Consider the following 16,391-nt stretch of genomic DNA (forward strand, 5'->3'; position numbering starts at 1 on the left):
CCTTAAGGTTCAGTTATTTTTAACTTTAATTTCTTTTAAGTATTTAAAATAAAATTGGCTAAATAAAGTTTTTATATACTTAAATGGTAAATTTACCATATTATACAATAAACTTTTATAATCTATCTGTTTCATTTCTTTTAGAAATTCTTTTGTCGCAACGGTATAAGATTTGGAAAATGTCTTAAAGAAAAGTTTTGTTAAGAAAATAGAAGTTCTTATTGGCCCCATTGTTAACTCTTCTCTAAATATTTCCCACCTTGAGCTGTCTGCGTACACTACTTTAACTAACTTAGCAATATTTACTAACTCATTCGTCTTTAAAAACTGAGCTCTTATATTTTTACTGTTTGCATTTACAACCTTTGCATCTAAGTAAAAGGCTATATTATCCAAATCTTTAATCATAACTTTTATATGATTATCCCTAATTAACTTTAAATACTCTGTAATATCTTGGTCTGTCTCTATCCATATACCAGTTAAAGATATGTCTCTAACCCTTCCAGAAAAAGTGTGGTTTTCAGTAAAAACAAAAGCTTCATCATTTGAAGGTATCCTAAAGGCTTTTCTTCTTTGAGGTTTTTCAAGTAGTATACTGATACCTAATCCAAGTATGAAAAAGTTAAAAATCTGCCAGGATAAAACAACTAAAACTGTACCTCTTTCGTCAGGAAAGTTAATCCATCTATATACGCTAAAAAAGAAAGATATAACGATTATGTGAAATAGTATGTAAACAGGTTTATAAAATGGTGTTAAAAACTCTTCTTCCAAATTTTCCCCTTTTGGAGTAACCTTAAAAGTAGGTTTTCTAGGTGATAAAATAACACTAACTATGGCAGGTAGAATAAATATAGATTGTATAGCTTCATATATTTCGGAGAAGAAATTCCATCTTACTTTAGAATATAGATAGTAAGACACCATAACAGAAAAAATAAAGTGTGGTATAGCATATACCATAGCATCCTCTAACGAGGCATTGTAAATTTTTGCTCCTAATATTGGATAAAGCACAGGTGCTATTAAAAAAATAAACCTTGCAAATCCAAAAAACCAAAAAATATTAGCATTTAAGTAAGAAAGCTTTTGATACCATCTTAAACCCTTTTTTAGTAGAGGGTTTTTAAGTAAAAAAATCTGAATCATCCCTTGAGCCCATCTTGTCCTTTGAACTATAAATGCAGAGAAGGTTTCAGGTTGAAGACCGTATATCATAGGTCTAGCATAGTAAGCACTGTCATAACCTCTTGAGTGCAATTCTAAGGCAGTTTCTGCATCTTCTGTAATAGTTGTACCCTGAATTCCACCTACTTCATTTAAATATTTTCTTCTTAAAATTGCAGCAGAACCACAGAAAAAGGATGCACTCCAGAAATCTAATCCTTTTTGTATGTGCTTATAAAACATATCAGCTTCTGACGGTACAATTTTAAATATCCCTAAGTTTTTTTCTATAGGATCTGGATTATAGAAAGAGTGTGGTGTCTGTACTAAAAATAATTTTGGATATCTGTTAAAAAATCCGACAGTCCTTTTTAGAAAATCTTCTGCTGGAACGTGATCACAGTCTAAAATAAGTACTAAATCTCCATTTGTTTTTTTCAGAGCTTCGTTTATATTTCCAGCTTTTGCGTGTAAATTTCTCTCTCTCGTTAAATAGTAGATATTTCCGTTATAATCTTCAACAAACTTTTTCAGTTGCATAGCTCTTTCGTAGTTTTCTCTTCTTCTGTCTGGGTCCGGGTCGTTTAATTTCTGAGCTGTTCCTCCATCATCCAATATATATACTTTAAACTTTTCTTGTGGATAGTCCATAGATGCTGCTGCTAAGGCTGTAGTTATAACAATTTCAGGTGGCTCGTTATAAGTAGGTATAAATACATCAACTGTAGGATAATCTTCTCTCTTTTCTACAGGGATAGGTTCTCTCTCCAGTAGTCTAAGGGATATAAAACTACCTAGAAGAAGTATGGTTATTGAATACAGTTCTGCAAGATACAAAAGAATAGAAAAAGTAGCGTTTAGTAATCCTTCATCTAAGTTAAGGGTGTTAAAGGTTCTCCACCAAAAGTACCTTAAAGATATTATAATTCCGAAAAATATTATAACTAGTTTTACTAGTTCTGTTTTTTTATGTAGTAAAAATAATGTTATAAAAAATAAAGTTGTTGCTAAAGTAATTTGAGCTTCATGTGTAGAAGGAGAAATTATTATCAATCCTAAAAATAAAAGTAATATAAATAAGATATACTTTAATATATTTTCCTCATTTAACTCGAACTTAAGTTTCTTTAACATTTTTATTTCTTAAATAAAATAGATTTTAAAAGGTTTACATCTGATATCTTTTTATATGTTTCCCCTTTTTCTTGAACGTTAATATTTGATATTGATAAATCTTCTATTGAAGGAAGAAGGGATATATCTCTACTTTTAAAATCTATGTTAAATCCAGAGTTTTCTATATATTTTAGAATATCCCACCTTTTTTTCAATGTTTCCATTTCTTTCTCTAAAAAGTAATCTTTTTTATCGCTTAAATTACCTTGGATGCTGTCTTGTTTAACCTCACTATTTTCCTTCAAAGTTTTCTTTAAAAAGTCTAACTTTATACCCATATTAACCTCAAAGGATTTATTTTCTTAATATTATATTCGGAGAAAATAAAAATTTTTTTTAGTACTTTTATTTGGGATTTAATCTGTAAACTAAAAACAAAGAAAAAACAAAAATAAAAACAAATCCGACATAGATATACATTTTATAACTATTGTAAAAACTTTTTCCAGAAGATAGGTAAACCTTTTCTACTAAAACCCCTTCTTTATAAAGAGGAATAAAAGATTTTACAGATCCAACTGGGTTTATAACTGCTGATATCCCTGTGTTTGCAGCTCTGATTAGATATACGTTGTTCTCTATTGCCCTTATTCTTGCCATCTCAAAGTGTTGATAAGGAGCTGATGTTTTGCCAAACCACCCATCGTTTGTAATGTTAACAATTACGTTTACTCCTTTGTTTACAAAGTTTGAGACAAAATCAGGAAAAATAGACTCAAAACAGATTAAAGATGCTATTTTCATATCCTTGTAAATCAGTAGTTTTTGACCTTCTCCTTTACTAAAATCTATTCCTTGAAGGTAAGTAAATATACTCTCTAAAAAACTGTTTCTAAAAGGTGTGTACTCTCCAAAAGGAACTAGTTTAATCTTTGAGTAGTAATCTACATAAAAACCATCCTTATCTATTAAAAACAGTGAGTTGTAAACTCTGTCTATATCACCATCTTCTTTAAGTAAAACATTATCAAATCCTGAAAGAATAGGAATTTTTATATCTGAAAATCTTTGAAAAAAGTAGTCCTTTAAAGAAGAGTCTATATAGGGAAAAAAAGGCAGAGCTGACTCAGGAAGGACTGCTATATCTGCACCTTTTTCTTTTGCCTGTTTTAAAAGTTGAATATACTTATCTATTATCTTTATGTTAATCTCTTTTGTAGGTTTTAACTTCATAGACTCATCTACGTTTCCTTGTAAAACTGCTACTTTATAATACTTTCCAGTATCTGTATAGCTGTTTATCCTATGGTTTCCCCATATTAAAAGTAGGGTAAAAATAATTATATTTAAAACATTTAAAACAACAAACCTGTAATCTCTTTTAAAGACCATAAGATAAAAACTAACAGAAAAAAACAAAACTAAAAAAGAAAGTCCATATACACTTGTGTAGTAAGTAATCTGAGCGACAGGATTTATGTAAGACAGCATATAACCAAAAAGATTCCAGCTAAAGCCGTTAAAAGGAAAAAACTCCCTAAAAAACTCTAAAAAAACCCATATAAACGGCAGAAGGAAAAATCCATAAAAAGAGTATTTTTGATAAACCTTTTTACCAATAAAAGAAAAAAGGACGAAAGTGTATAAAGAATAGGCAAAAGAGAATATCAAAAATAAAACAGATGATACAATTAAATTAATACCACCGTAATAACTAAGAGCAAAGACAATCCAGTAAAAAGAAAATATTGAAAATACAATTCCAGCAACAAAAGAGTAGATTAAAATATCTTTTGTAGAGTGCCTTTCAATCAAGTAAAAAAGTAGAGAAAAACCTACTAAAAAAGAAAATGGTATAAAAAAGTTTGGTAAAGATAAAGCCAAAAGGAAACCAGATAAACCACCAATAAAAATATTTTTTAAGTTATCCTTTATCACGGGAGAACGATTTTATTGATGTTTGTTATCTCTTTCGCTGTTTCAAGTAAATAATGTTTAAATAATCCATCATAGTTATTTTTATTCAACCTTGATACAGGAGCTACTATAGAAATTCCGGCAACAGGATGGTCTGACTCATCTCTTATTACAGTTGCTATTTCTACAACTTCTTTTTCTGTCTCCTCAAAATCAACTTCAAATATCTCAGAAGGTTCTTTTTTTGCCCTTAAGATAGCTTTACCTGCTGCAGTGGTAAGAGCTGGATATCTTTTTCCCAATCTTGACTTTGCTAAAACAGAGGACTTACTTTCTTTACTGTAAAAGTATATAACGTCATTTTGATGAAGCATAGAAAGGTAAACAGTCTCGTTTGTTTTGTTCCTAAGGTTTTTTATAAACTGCTTTGAATGATTTAAAATTGTTAGATTTTTAATAAAAGAGTACTCTAAATATAATGTCTTTACACCTAATCTGTAGTTGCCTGTTTCTTCATCTTGTTCTATAAGTCCTTTTACCTCTAAAGTAGCAAGTATTCTAAATACATTGTTTTTGTTTAATCCAAGTATATTACTAAGCTCTGTAACTCCTAAGTTATCTTTTTCTTTTAAAGCTTCTAATAAGTCCAATGCTTTCTCTATGGATTTTTTAGCTCCTTTTTGTTGCATAATCAAAACATCCCTCAACCATTGTGATAAAATTATTGTATCATACAAGATTATTAATCTATCATCTTTAAAAACTCTTCATCAAACTTTCCAGTTTTACTGAATAAACTTTTTTGTTATTATTCTATATTAAAGTAGTTTTCAATCTTTAAGCTCATAAGCAAGTCAGTTTCTTTTTTAAAATTCAAAATTCAAATTTATACATCTCTTCATCTGTCAATTGATGAAAATCTTGATAGTAAGAGCCTACTGCAAAAAATGGAGTTTCTACGGGATGTAAACAAAACACATCATCAAAAACTTTTTTAACTTTACTTATACTGTCTGCAGGGCATACTGGAACAGCTAAGTATACATTATTTGCACCTTTTTTCTTTACATACATTGCAGCGACCATTGCTGTATAGCCAGTTGCTATACCATCATCTACGATGATAACATCCTTACCATTTACATCAGGTTCCTTGTTTTTTAAAAAATCTTTAATTCTCCTTTTTATTTCTGACAGGGCTTTTTCTTTGACAATTTCTAACTCTTCTTCTGATACTCCCATGTATCTCATTAAATGTTCGTCTATGTAGATTGTACCGTCAGGTGCTATAGCTCCAAATGCAGCTTCAGGTTCAGATAAAGGTGCCAACTTTTTTACTATTACTAAAGAGAATGGTATATTTAAAGCTTTTGATACTTGGTAAGCAACTGGAATTCCACCTCTTGGGATAGCTAAAATTATACTGTTTTCTTTATCAAAGTTAAAACTTTTTAAAAACTCTCCTAAAAGCTTTCCTGCTTCTTCTCTATCTTTAAATATTCTCATTGTTGACCTATCATCTTTAAAAACTCTTCTTCATTTATTATTTTTATTGTTGGTATTTTTTGTGCTTTTTGGAGTTTACTTCCCGGTTCTTCTCCTACTACTAAGTAATGGACTTTTTTAGAGACTGTGTCAAGGACATTCCCTCCTAAACTTTCCACAATTTCTTTTGCCTTTTCTCTACTACAACATTTTAATGCTCCTGTAAATACAAAGTTTAAACCTGCCAACTTACCTCTTTTCTCTTCTTTAGGATTACATACGTTAACGCCTAACTCTTTTAACTGCTGTATCATTTTCAAGTTTTGTTCGTTGTGGAAAAAGTTATAAATTTCTGTCGCAACTTTGTCGCCAATATCAGGAAGTTTCATTAGATCAGTTATTGTAAAATTCTTAAGGTCTTCTAAGCAGTTTACAGCTGATGCTAAGGTTTTTGCTGTAACTTCTCCTACGTACCTTATACCAAGTCCATAAATAAGTCTGTATAAGGGTCTATTTTTTGATTCTTCTATAGCTTGTTTTAAGTTGTTTACTGATTTTTCTCCAAAGCCTTGAATGTTTTTTATAATTCTAAAATCAAGCCTGTAAATATCTGGGATACTTTTTAAAAGTCCAAGTTTATAAAACTTTTTAACTGTTGCTTCTGATAGTCCTTTTATATCCATTGCATCTTTTGAAGCAAAATGAATTATTCTTTCAATTACTTGAGCTGGACAGTTAATGTTGATACATCTGTAAACAGCTTCTCCTAATGGTTTTACAAGTGGTGAGCCGCAAGAAGGACAGTTTTTTGGAAACTCTATAGGTTTTTCATTTCCTGTTCGCGCTTCTTTTATAACCATAACTACATAAGGTATAACATCACCAGCTCTTTCTACTAAAACTGTATCTCCTATTCTTATATCTTTTTCTCTAATAAAATCTTCGTTAAAAAGTGATACAGATGAAACAATTACTCCTCCTATCTCTACAGGTTGCAGTTTTGCAACAGGTGTTATTGCTCCTGTCCTTCCTACTTGAAAAACCACATCTATTATCTTTGTAGTTGCTTGTCTTGCTTTAAATTTATAAGCTATTGCCCATCTTGGATGGTGAGAAGTAAAACCTAACTTTTCATAAAGAGATATATCGTTTACTTTAATAACCATTCCATCTATTTCATAAGGGTAGTTATCTCTTTTTCTTTCCCATTCTCTACAGTAATCAATTACTTCGTCTATACCATTACACACTTTTAAAACTTCGTAAGGTGTTTTAAATCCAAGTAGATGTAGCATTTTAATGTTGTCAGAATGTTTTTTTAGGACAGTTCCAAGTAAATTTTTACCGTCTTTTTCTGCGTATGTAATTTGATAAACAAAAGCCTCAAGTCCTCTCTTTGCAACTTCTTTTGGGTCTTGGAGCCTTATTGAACCAGCAGCTGCATTTCTTGGGTTTGCAAAAAGAGGTAAACCTTCTTCAAGTCTTTGTTCATTTATCCTTTTAAATATATCTTTTCTTATTAACACTTCTCCTCTGATTTCAACTTTGTCTATACCGTAGCTTGAAAATTTTGCAGACAAAGGAATTGATTTAATTACTTTTAGGTTGTTTGTTATATCCTCTCCTACTTCTCCATCTCCTCTTGTAGCTCCTCTTTTAAAGAGGTCTTTCTCGTAAATAAGAGATATGCCAGCTCCGTCAAACTTAGGTTCAACTGCATACTCAATCTTTTCAAGTCCTGTAAGCTCTCTTACTCTTCTATCAAAATCTCTTAAGTCAGCTTCATTGTAAGAGTTATCTAAAGATAACATTGGAGTAAGATGTTTTACTTGTGGAAATACTTTTGTTATCTCAGAAGGAACTCTTTGGGTTGGTGAGTCTGGAGTTATTAAATCTGGATATTTACTTTCTATATCTTTTAATAGTTTAAAAAGTTTATCATACTCATAATCAGATATTACAGGTTGAGCTAAAACGTAGTATCTCCAGTCATGAAATCTAATAACTTCTCTTAAGTCTTCTATTATACTTTCTGCTTTTTTTCTATCAATTGATTTTATATCAAGATTTAAAAACTCCCTTGTTTTTTCAATAAGTTTCCTTTGGGTTTCCTCTGAGTACATCCTTTACCTCCTGAATTATTTCTATACCGCTACTTGTGCCTATTCTATCGCATCCTGCTTTTATAAACTCTACTGCTGTTTTTAAATCTTTTATTCCTCCTGATGCTTTTATCTTAATCTTTCCTTGAGATAGCTCCCTCCACATTAAAATATCCTGTAAATCGGCTCCTTTATCTGCAAAACCTGTGCTTGTCTTAATATACTCAGCTCCGGAGTTTATTACTATATCTAACGCTATCTTCTTTTCTTCTTGAGTTAAGTAAGCTGTTTCAACTATAACTTTATGAATAATTTTTGGTGTGATTTTTATTATCTCTTTTAATTCCTCTTCCACATACCTATAATCTTTACTTTTAAAAGCTGATATATTCCAAACAATATCAAGTTCTTGTGAACCTTCTTTTACAGACTGTAGAGCTTCTTTGATTTTTATATCCTTTGTGTTTAACCCGAGTGGAAAACCTACAACACTACAGACAGCTACCGTAGAGTTTTTTAGTATTTGACTACAAATTTTAACGTGAAAAGGGTTTACACAGATTGATGCAAATTGATACTCTAAGGCTTTAACACATTGATTTTCAACTTCTTGGTAGGTTGTGTATGGTTTTAATACTGAATGGTCTATGTACCTATTTATGTTTGATAACAAATCCGTACCATAGGTCATCAGGCTTTCCTTCTTCTGGTTTTGATTTCATCTCAACAACTTCCAAACCACTGTTTTCAGCCATCTTCAGTATTTTATCTTTTTCGTCTTTAAATATTCCAGAGATTAACCAGTACTTTTTAAATATATCCTTTAGTCTATCAAAGTACTTATCAAAAATCTCCATCTGAAGATTTGATAAGACAATATTATAACTATCTTTAATATCTTCTATACTTGCTTGATAACAGTTGACCTTTACCTGATTTTCCCAGCTGTTTACTTTACATTCTTCTACCGCCTGCTTTTCTATATCTATTGCATCTACATTAGCTCCAAGTTTTGCTGATGCTATAGATAAAATCCCTGTTCCACATCCAATGTCAATAACTTTATCTCCTTGGGATATATATTTTGGAATTAAAGACAAAATAATTTGGGTAGAAGGGTGTAGTCCTGTTCCAAAGGCCATAGCTATCTTTAGTTTTATAGGAATTAAATCGTTTCCTTGGTAGATTTCCCACTCAGGAATTACTATAAAAGGTGGAATCTCTATAGGTTTAAAATTTTCTTTCCACTTTTCTTCCCAGTCTTCTTCTTTTATATCTTCTTCTAAAACAATCCTTCCACTTCCCAAATCTTCAAAAATATTGTTTATAGCATCTTTATCGTAGTCGTAGATTGCAAAAACTGTAATGTTTTCATCTTTATTCAAAATTTCAACACCATAACCATTTAACTCTACTAAGAATATCTCAAATAAATTTGAAGGTATCTCACAGATGTATTTTTTCATTTATCACCTTTTTTCTTTTTATTGTACTTGGTATAAATATACTCTTCTATTTTCATTATTTCCACTTTTGGAAGTTGGACTAAAGCGTTTTGTTGCTGGATTTGGTCGTTTATATACTTTTCTCTAATTTCTTCTTGAATTTTTGTTAGAAGAAGCTGTATCTGGTTTTGAAGTTCTTCAATCTGTTGTTTCATTCTAAGGATTGCATCTACTCCTGCCAAGTTAACTCCCAGCTCTCTTGTTAAAAATAGTATAAACTCAAGTCTCTCTAAATCTTCTTCTGAGTACATTCTTGTTTTACCTTTTGTTCGTGAAGGAACGATAAGTCCTTCCTTTTCATAAAGTCTTAAAGTCTGGGGATGGATATTATACATTTTTGCAACTGTTCCTATCATATATAAAGGCTCTTTTCTTCTGTCTTTCATAGCCTCACACCTCTACCTGAGATTTGTAGAATCTGTTTGTGATTTTTTGCTCTTCTTTAAGTTTACTTACACATTTTTTAGCGTCTTTTGATAAATCTTTTACCGACGGAATTACAACATTTATCTCTACAACCAAATCTCCGTATCCAGACTGTTTTAGTCTTGGCATACCTTTACCATGTAATCTTATTTTGTCTCCCGGTTGTGTTCCGGGTCTTATTTCAACTTTCTCTGTTTTTCCATCTATTAAAGGTACTTCTAAGGTTGTACCTTCTATAGCCTCTGCTACAGATATATTTGCTTTTAAATAGAGGTTATCTCCTTTTCTTTCAAAGAGATAATGAGGTTTTACGTTTATTACAATCCATAAATCTCCTGGTAAACCTCCAAACCTTCCACTGTGTCCTTTTCCCGGCACTCTTAGTTTAGACCCGTTATCAACACCGGGTGGAACTCTAACCTTTACTATCTCTTTCTTTATAACAAGACCTCTACCGTTGCAAACCTCACAATGCTCTTGAAGAACACCTTTACCACCACAAGTAGGACAGGTTTGGGATAGTCTTAAAAATCCACCTAAATTTTGATATACTTCTCCACTTCCACCACAGGTTGGACATATTCTTGCTTCTGAACCTGCTTTTTCTCCTGTTCCACCACAAGCTTCACATACTACATACCTTGGGACTTCTAACTCTAAGGTTGTACCATGGTAAGCATCTTCAAGGGATATTGTAACAGTTTGGTATATATCTTTACCATTTTCAGGCTGATAGTAAGTCTGTCTTCTTTGTCTTGAACTTCTTCTTTTTCCAAACCCAAAACCAAATATATCATCAAAATCTTCTAATAAATCATCTATATTTATTCCACCTATATCTTGATAACGGTACTGTTTTGAAAAATCTTGATAACTTCCACTTAATCCAGCATGTCCAAACTGGTCGTAAATTTTCCTTTTTTCAGGGTCTGATAGGACTTGGTAAGCTTCTGTTATCTCTTTAAATTTTTCCTCAGCTTCTTTTTTGTTGTTAGGGTTTAAATCTGGATGGTACTGTCTTGCAAGTTTTCTATAGGCCTTTTTAATCTCATCTTGAGTTGCATTCCTACTAACACCTAGTATTTCATAGTAATCTTTCTTCTCTGCCATCTTTGTCAATACCTCTTGCTAAAACTTTATTATATAACTATAATATAAGGTTTAGTGTATTATTGTCAAGTTTATTGAAAATAAATGAATAAATTTTTAAAACCTTTTATTGATACATCACACATACGCAAAAAATGTTATTATATTAAAAACCCTTTAAGAGTAAAAAAGTTGGAAGTAAAAATAAAAACCGACTTACTACTAAAACATCTGTTTAAAAACCCTGCTACAAAACTTATAGAGATAATACTCGGCAAAAAAGTAAACTGGCAGCTCCTTCAAGACACAGACCTTAAAATAGTTAAAACCAGAGAAGCTGACTTGGTTGTTAAATTGGAAGATAATACCATTCTACATATTGAAATACAAAGCACCAACGACCCTTCTATGCCATACAGAATGTTTGAGTATTTTTACCTTATCACTGATAAATACAAGCCAAAAGACTTAATTCAAGTATGTATATACATAGGAAAAGAGCCTTTAAAAATGTCAGACAAGATACAGTTTTCAGACTGGACCTACAGGTATAGACTGATAGATATTAAAGATATACCGTGTAAAGAGTTAGTAGCAAGTCCAAATATCACAGACAAACTACTTGCAGGTCTATGTAAGATAGAGGACCCTAAGTTTTATGTAGAAAATGTGATAAAAGAGATAAAGAACGCAAATCCAAAAGACAGAAAAGAACTATTTACACTGTTTCTTGAAATAAGTAAAATAAGGAATAATATAGAGGAAGAGATAAGAAGTTATATAACACAGGAGGACTTTGAGATGCCAATCACCATAGAATGGACATGGGAAGAGTTAGAGAGCTATCCAATAATAGGTGAAGCTTTAAAGATAGGGAAAGAGAAATTTATAAAAGAGGGAATAGAGAAAGGTATTCAAGAGGGTTTAAAGCAAGGAATACAACAAGGAATACAACAAGGAATACAAAAAGGATTAAAAGATTCTATTATTGAGATACTTGAGTTAAAGTTTGGAGAATTGCCAGAAGAGATAAAGGCTAAAATAAACTCTACTGATGATATAGAAGCTTTAAAGGAAATGAGAAAAAAGGCTATTTTAATTCAATCTTTAAAGGATTTTTAGAATCAAGATGATACTAATCTACGGAAAAGGGAAAACTGGAACAGCTGTTAAAAATTTTTTAGATAAAAAAGGTATAAAAAATCTAATAATAGATGATGAAGACAGATTACCAGATATAAATCCCCAGCTGATAATAGTATCTCCCGGCATTCCTTTTTATCACAGGATATATAAGTTTGCAAAGAAAAATAAAATCCCAATCATATCAGATGTAGAGTATGGGTATAGATTTTTTAAAGGAGATGTTATTGGAATAACAGGAACAGATGGTAAAACCACTACCACTACACTCGTGTATGAGATTTTTAAAAATGTATCAGGTAAGAGTGTGTTTGTAGGTGGAAACTATGGAGTGCCTTTTATAGAAACAGCCGGCAAAAATGATGTTGCAATTTTGGAGTTGTCTTCTTTTCAACTTTACTCTACAAAAACATTTAAGCCAAAAATTGCCGTTATATTAAACATATCAAAAGACCACCTTGACTGGCATAAAAAGATGAAACATTACATTCTTTCAAAATTTAAAATCTTTAAAAATCAAACTGAAGAAGACTACCTTATTTTAAACTACGATGATAACTGTTTAAAACAAATCAAAGCAAAAAGCCAGATTTACTACTTTTCATTAAATCAGCTTCCACAGGATAAAAAAGGAATATACCTTAAAAATATTGAAAAATCGGGAGAGTATATATTAACACTTCAAGACAAAGAAAAGATAGATATCAAAGTAAAAACTTCGTTAGTAGGACTACATAACCTTCAAAATATAATGGCATCTTTAGTTGTGTCTTACCTTTATGGACTGGATTTAGATAAGGTTTTAAAAGTAATTCAAGAGTTTAAACCCCTATCCCATAGAATAGAGTTTGTAAGCAGTATAAACGGTGTTTCATTTTACAATGACTCAAAAGCAACAACTGTTCAAGCAGTTGAAAAGGCTATAGATAGTTTTGATAAAAACGTAGTACTCATATTAGGAGGAATAAATAAAGGAGGAGACTTTTCTGTTTTAAAAGATAAATTAAAACAAAAAGTTAAAAAAGCCATAATAATAGGAAGAGACAAAAACCAGATAAAAAGTATGATAGAAGAGTACACGCAAGTTGAGCTTGCAGACAGTTTAGAGGAAGCTGTAATAAAAAGCTACAATACTGCCGAAAAGGGAGACACTGTAATACTGTCTCCGGGGTGTGCAAGTTTTGATATGTTTAAAAGTTATGCTGACAGAGGAAACCAGTTTATAAACATTGTAAAAAATTTGGAAAATCAAAATGGTTAGAAGTTTTTACATAGATTGGCCGTTATTTATCTCTTTTGCTTTACTTGTTATAATAGGTTTAGTTGCCGTATACAGTGCTACCTACACAGCTACCTCTGACCCATTTTACTACCTTAAAAGACATATTTTTGCTTTAATAATTGCTACAGTTGGTCTGATTGTTGCTTTTTCTATTCCTATAGACTTTTGGAAAAAAAACGCCTACTTTATATTTATAATTTCTGTTATTCTTTTACTGGTTGTTTTAATCTTACCATCTGATGGAACGGGGACAAAAAGATGGATTAACTTAGGATTGTTTAAATTTCAACCATCAGAGTTTGTCAAATTTGCAACTGTTTTATTTATAGCTAAGTATCTATCAAGGAAAGAGGATAGGTTAGAGAGTTTTGAGCCTGTTGTTGTTATATACACTATCGTTGGGTTGGTAGGCTTACTTGTAGCAGTTGAACCACACAAGGGAGCTGCACTTTTTCTATTTATACTTACAGGACTGCTACTTTTTTCATCTCCCTTAAAGGTTAGATACGTTTTAACACCTGTATTTTTCATTCTTCCTTTTTTTATGGTGTTTTTTATACTAAAGAGTAATTATGCTTTTAGTAGATTGAAGGGTTGGCTTAATCCTGACCCATCTTCAAAGGAAGGTTATCAACCTTATCAGGCTATGTTATCCTTTGCAAAAGGTGGCCCCTTTGGAGAAGGGATTGGAATGGGAACCCAAAAGCTAAACTACCTTCCAGAGATTCATACAGACTATATATTCTCTCTTATAGGAGAAGAAACAGGATTAATAGGGTCTTCTTTGGTTATGTTTTTGTTTTTTGTTATTTTGTACAGAGGTGTTAAAATCTCGTTGGAAAAAGAAGACCTATTTACACAGGTATTAGGTTTGGGGGTTATTTACATTATCACTTTAAACTCAGTGTTTCACATGTTTGTAAACCTCAACATCTTCCCTTCTACCGGGTTTACACTACCTTTTATAAGTTATGGAGGGTCTTCTCTTATAATGTCTTTTATCTATATCGGTATTCTACTGAGAATATCTAAAGAACCTGTGAAAGTAAACTTTGTAAAGAGGGCTAAATGAAGACTGTTTTTATATCTGGTGGTGGAACAGGGGGACATTACTATCCTGCTTTAGCCGTTGCACAAGCTTTAAAAGAAAAAGGTTATAAAGTAGTCTACATAGGGACAGATAAAGGAATAGAAGCAAAAAAGGGTTTTCCTTACGCAGATGAAGTTATACTGTTTGAGATGGAAGCTGTAAGAGGAAGAGGACTTTTAGGAAAAGTTAAAGGAGTTTACTCTCTTTTAAAAACAACTTTTAAAGTAAAAAAAGTGATAGAAAAAGAAAATCCTATCTTTTCTGTGTGTTTTGGAGGATACACATCTTTTCCACTTGGAGTTGGGTCATTTTTGACAAAAACGCCTTTATACATACACGAGCAAAACTCAATCCCTTCTTACACAAACCGTTTACTATCTTTATTTGCAAAAAAAATTTTTATAACTTTTGAGTATACAAAAAAATTTTTCAACCCTACTAAAACTTTTTTAACAGGAATGCCACTGAGAAAAGCCATAGTAGAAGAAGCCAAAAAGTACATTTACACACCAAAAGATAAAAAAACTGTTTTAGTAGTAGGTGGAAGTCAAGGAGCTAAAAAACTGTCTCAAATAACAGTAAACCTTGCCAAAACTTTACCTGAGATTGAGTTTATACTAATAAAGGGTAAGTGGGAGGTTGATATACCAAGCCTTAACAATCTAACTGTTTACGACTACTACGAAAATATGGAGAAGTTGTATAAACAAGCTGATATAGTTGTATCAAGAAGTGGATCTGGAACGGTAAACGAGATTTTGGCTTTTGGAAAGTATGCAATATTTGTACCTTACCCTTACGCAGCTTCTAACCATCAGTTTTACAATGTTAAATGGCTTTATGATTTAGGGTTGTGTGAGATAGTTGAGGAAAAAGATTTAACAGAAGAAATACTAAAAGAAAAAATAAATCAATCTTTAAACAAAAACTTATTAAAACTACATCAAGAGATAAAAAAATATTCTATTCTCAATTCTGTTGATAAAATTGTTGAAAGTTTTTAGTAAGTATATGTGTTTTTATTTTTTTCTAACCATCGAATTGCCGTCGTCGTCCTATCCAAAATGGCAGTTTTTGAGTCTCAATTAGAATAGGTTAATTGAGATTAATTAAACTAAGTGATTGAAAAATAACCACTGTCGATCTCCAGTGATTTTTGCAGGATCAAAGGTCGACAGGAAAAAATACATTCCGGTTGCATTTTTTAGAAAAGTGTATTATAATATCTAACAGTTGATAATAAACGATTTGAACCTTGACAACCGAATAGGCTAAAAGAAGGGTTTTTCTCCCGACTATGAGGGAATTGAAGTTTCTTCATCTTTAAGGTAAAAATTCAAACCTGTCGTTTTTCTCCCGACTATGAGGGAATTGAAGCTTCCTTTTTAAACGGTTTGATTCCATAGATTTCATCGTTTTTCTCCCGACTATGAGGGAATTGAAGACATCCTGAGTGGATTCTGTTGTATCCTTTATCATGGTTTTTCTCCCGACTATGAGGGAATTGAAGCTTTTATTTTTTCATCTTTAGTAACTATAAACACGCCGTTTTTCTCCCGACTATGAGGGAATTGAAGTAACCTTTTTCATAAAAAGATATTGTTTTTATATCTGTTTTTCTCCCGACTATGAGGGAATTGAAGCCATAATCGTAAGACAGAAAAATATTTTCTGTCCCTACGTTTTTCTCCCGACTATGAGGGAATTGAAGTTCTTTTGAATATATATACTTCAGTTTGAAGTCAAAGTTTTTCTCCCGACTATGAGGGAATTGAAGTTTTTCTGATTTTGTTATAATGAAGGAGCCAGTATATGTTTTTCTCCCGACTATGAGGGAATTGAAGTTGTTTGTTTTGTCAGATAGATTGCTAACAACTTCTCGTTTTTCTCCCGACTATGAGGGAATTGAAGTTTGACTCCAGTAAACGGCACTATAGAGAGTACAAAGTTTTTCTCCCGACTATGAGGGAATTGAAGGCAGTTGCATACATCAATTCCGTCACTATCTTGTGGGTTTTTCTCCCGACTATGAGGGAATTGAAGAAAAGATTGCTTGATAGGAACCA

Annotated in this window: 14 protein-coding genes and 1 CRISPR repeat array (1 of these 15 only partly in view); of the genes, 4 read left to right on the forward strand and 10 right to left on the reverse strand. The window is 31.7% G+C overall.

The annotated features are described in order from the left end of the window. Positions 1-9: 9 nt before the first annotated feature. The 10 genes from bcsA to dnaJ form a co-directional block, all read right to left on the reverse strand. Positions 10-2,304, reverse strand: coding sequence for a UDP-forming cellulose synthase catalytic subunit (bcsA, locus tag SULAZ_RS06740; RefSeq protein ID WP_012674809.1), 2,295 nt, complete (start codon positions 2,302-2,304; stop codon positions 10-12). Positions 2,305-2,306: 2 nt separating this feature from the next. Beyond that, positions 2,307-2,624: a hypothetical protein gene (locus SULAZ_RS06745; RefSeq protein WP_012674062.1), complete on the reverse strand. Its 318-nt coding sequence runs from the start codon at positions 2,622-2,624 to the stop codon at positions 2,307-2,309. Positions 2,625-2,691: 67 nt separating this feature from the next. After that, positions 2,692-4,224 (reverse strand): apolipoprotein N-acyltransferase, encoded by a 1,533-nt coding sequence (lnt, locus tag SULAZ_RS06750; protein WP_012674738.1) that lies wholly within the window; start codon positions 4,222-4,224, stop codon positions 2,692-2,694. Next, positions 4,221-4,892 (reverse strand): IclR family transcriptional regulator, encoded by a 672-nt coding sequence (locus SULAZ_RS06755; RefSeq protein WP_012674770.1) that lies wholly within the window; start codon positions 4,890-4,892, stop codon positions 4,221-4,223. Before SULAZ_RS06755 ends, lnt begins: the two co-directional genes overlap by 4 nt. A 184-nt stretch (positions 4,893-5,076) precedes the next feature. After that, positions 5,077-5,709 (reverse strand): phosphoribosyltransferase, encoded by a 633-nt coding sequence (locus SULAZ_RS06760; protein ID WP_012673929.1) that lies wholly within the window; start codon positions 5,707-5,709, stop codon positions 5,077-5,079. Then, positions 5,706-7,811: an NAD-dependent DNA ligase LigA gene (gene ligA, locus SULAZ_RS06765; RefSeq protein WP_012674431.1), complete on the reverse strand. Its 2,106-nt coding sequence runs from the start codon at positions 7,809-7,811 to the stop codon at positions 5,706-5,708. The genes SULAZ_RS06760 and ligA overlap by 4 nt, the downstream gene beginning before the upstream one ends. Continuing rightward, positions 7,777-8,481: a deoxyribose-phosphate aldolase gene (deoC, locus tag SULAZ_RS06770; protein WP_012673709.1), complete on the reverse strand. Its 705-nt coding sequence runs from the start codon at positions 8,479-8,481 to the stop codon at positions 7,777-7,779. Before deoC ends, ligA begins: the two co-directional genes overlap by 35 nt. Continuing rightward, positions 8,444-9,256, reverse strand: a complete 813-nt coding sequence (locus SULAZ_RS06775) for a 50S ribosomal protein L11 methyltransferase (protein ID WP_012674980.1) — start codon at positions 9,254-9,256, stop codon at positions 8,444-8,446. The genes deoC and SULAZ_RS06775 overlap by 38 nt, the downstream gene beginning before the upstream one ends. After that, positions 9,253-9,681 (reverse strand): heat shock protein transcriptional repressor HspR, encoded by a 429-nt coding sequence (locus tag SULAZ_RS06780; RefSeq protein ID WP_012673866.1) that lies wholly within the window; start codon positions 9,679-9,681, stop codon positions 9,253-9,255. Before SULAZ_RS06780 ends, SULAZ_RS06775 begins: the two co-directional genes overlap by 4 nt. A 4-nt stretch (positions 9,682-9,685) precedes the next feature. Beyond that, positions 9,686-10,831 (reverse strand): molecular chaperone DnaJ, encoded by a 1,146-nt coding sequence (gene dnaJ, locus SULAZ_RS06785; RefSeq protein ID WP_012675099.1) that lies wholly within the window; start codon positions 10,829-10,831, stop codon positions 9,686-9,688. Positions 10,832-11,002: 171 nt separating this feature from the next. Here dnaJ and SULAZ_RS06790 point away from each other — a divergent pair, with 171 nt between their 5' ends. Genes SULAZ_RS06790 through murG form a run of 4 tightly spaced genes read left to right on the forward strand, consistent with a single transcriptional unit; the run spans position 11,003 to position 15,329 of the window. Then, positions 11,003-11,932, forward strand: a complete 930-nt coding sequence (locus SULAZ_RS06790; RefSeq protein ID WP_012674122.1) for an RpnC/YadD family protein — start codon at positions 11,003-11,005, stop codon at positions 11,930-11,932. Between the two features lie 7 nt (positions 11,933-11,939). Continuing rightward, a complete protein-coding gene (murD, locus tag SULAZ_RS06795) occupies positions 11,940-13,214 on the forward strand; it encodes a UDP-N-acetylmuramoyl-L-alanine--D-glutamate ligase (RefSeq protein WP_012673570.1) in 1,275 nt (424 codons plus the stop codon). Next, a complete protein-coding gene (ftsW, locus tag SULAZ_RS06800; RefSeq protein ID WP_012674535.1) occupies positions 13,207-14,307 on the forward strand; it encodes a putative lipid II flippase FtsW in 1,101 nt (366 codons plus the stop codon). The genes murD and ftsW overlap by 8 nt, the downstream gene beginning before the upstream one ends. Beyond that, positions 14,304-15,329, forward strand: a complete 1,026-nt coding sequence (gene murG / locus SULAZ_RS06805; RefSeq protein ID WP_012673724.1) for an undecaprenyldiphospho-muramoylpentapeptide beta-N-acetylglucosaminyltransferase — start codon at positions 14,304-14,306, stop codon at positions 15,327-15,329. The genes ftsW and murG overlap by 4 nt, the downstream gene beginning before the upstream one ends. A gap of 278 nt (positions 15,330-15,607) precedes the next feature. Further along, positions 15,608-16,391: direct repeats of the CRISPR family, unit length 30 nt; unit sequence GTTTTTCTCCCGACTATGAGGGAATTGAAG; it runs 646 nt beyond the window's last position.

Origin of the sequence: Sulfurihydrogenibium azorense Az-Fu1 (assembly GCF_000021545.1) — a bacterium.
Classification (GTDB): Bacteria; Aquificota; Aquificia; order Aquificales; family Hydrogenothermaceae; genus Sulfurihydrogenibium; species Sulfurihydrogenibium azorense.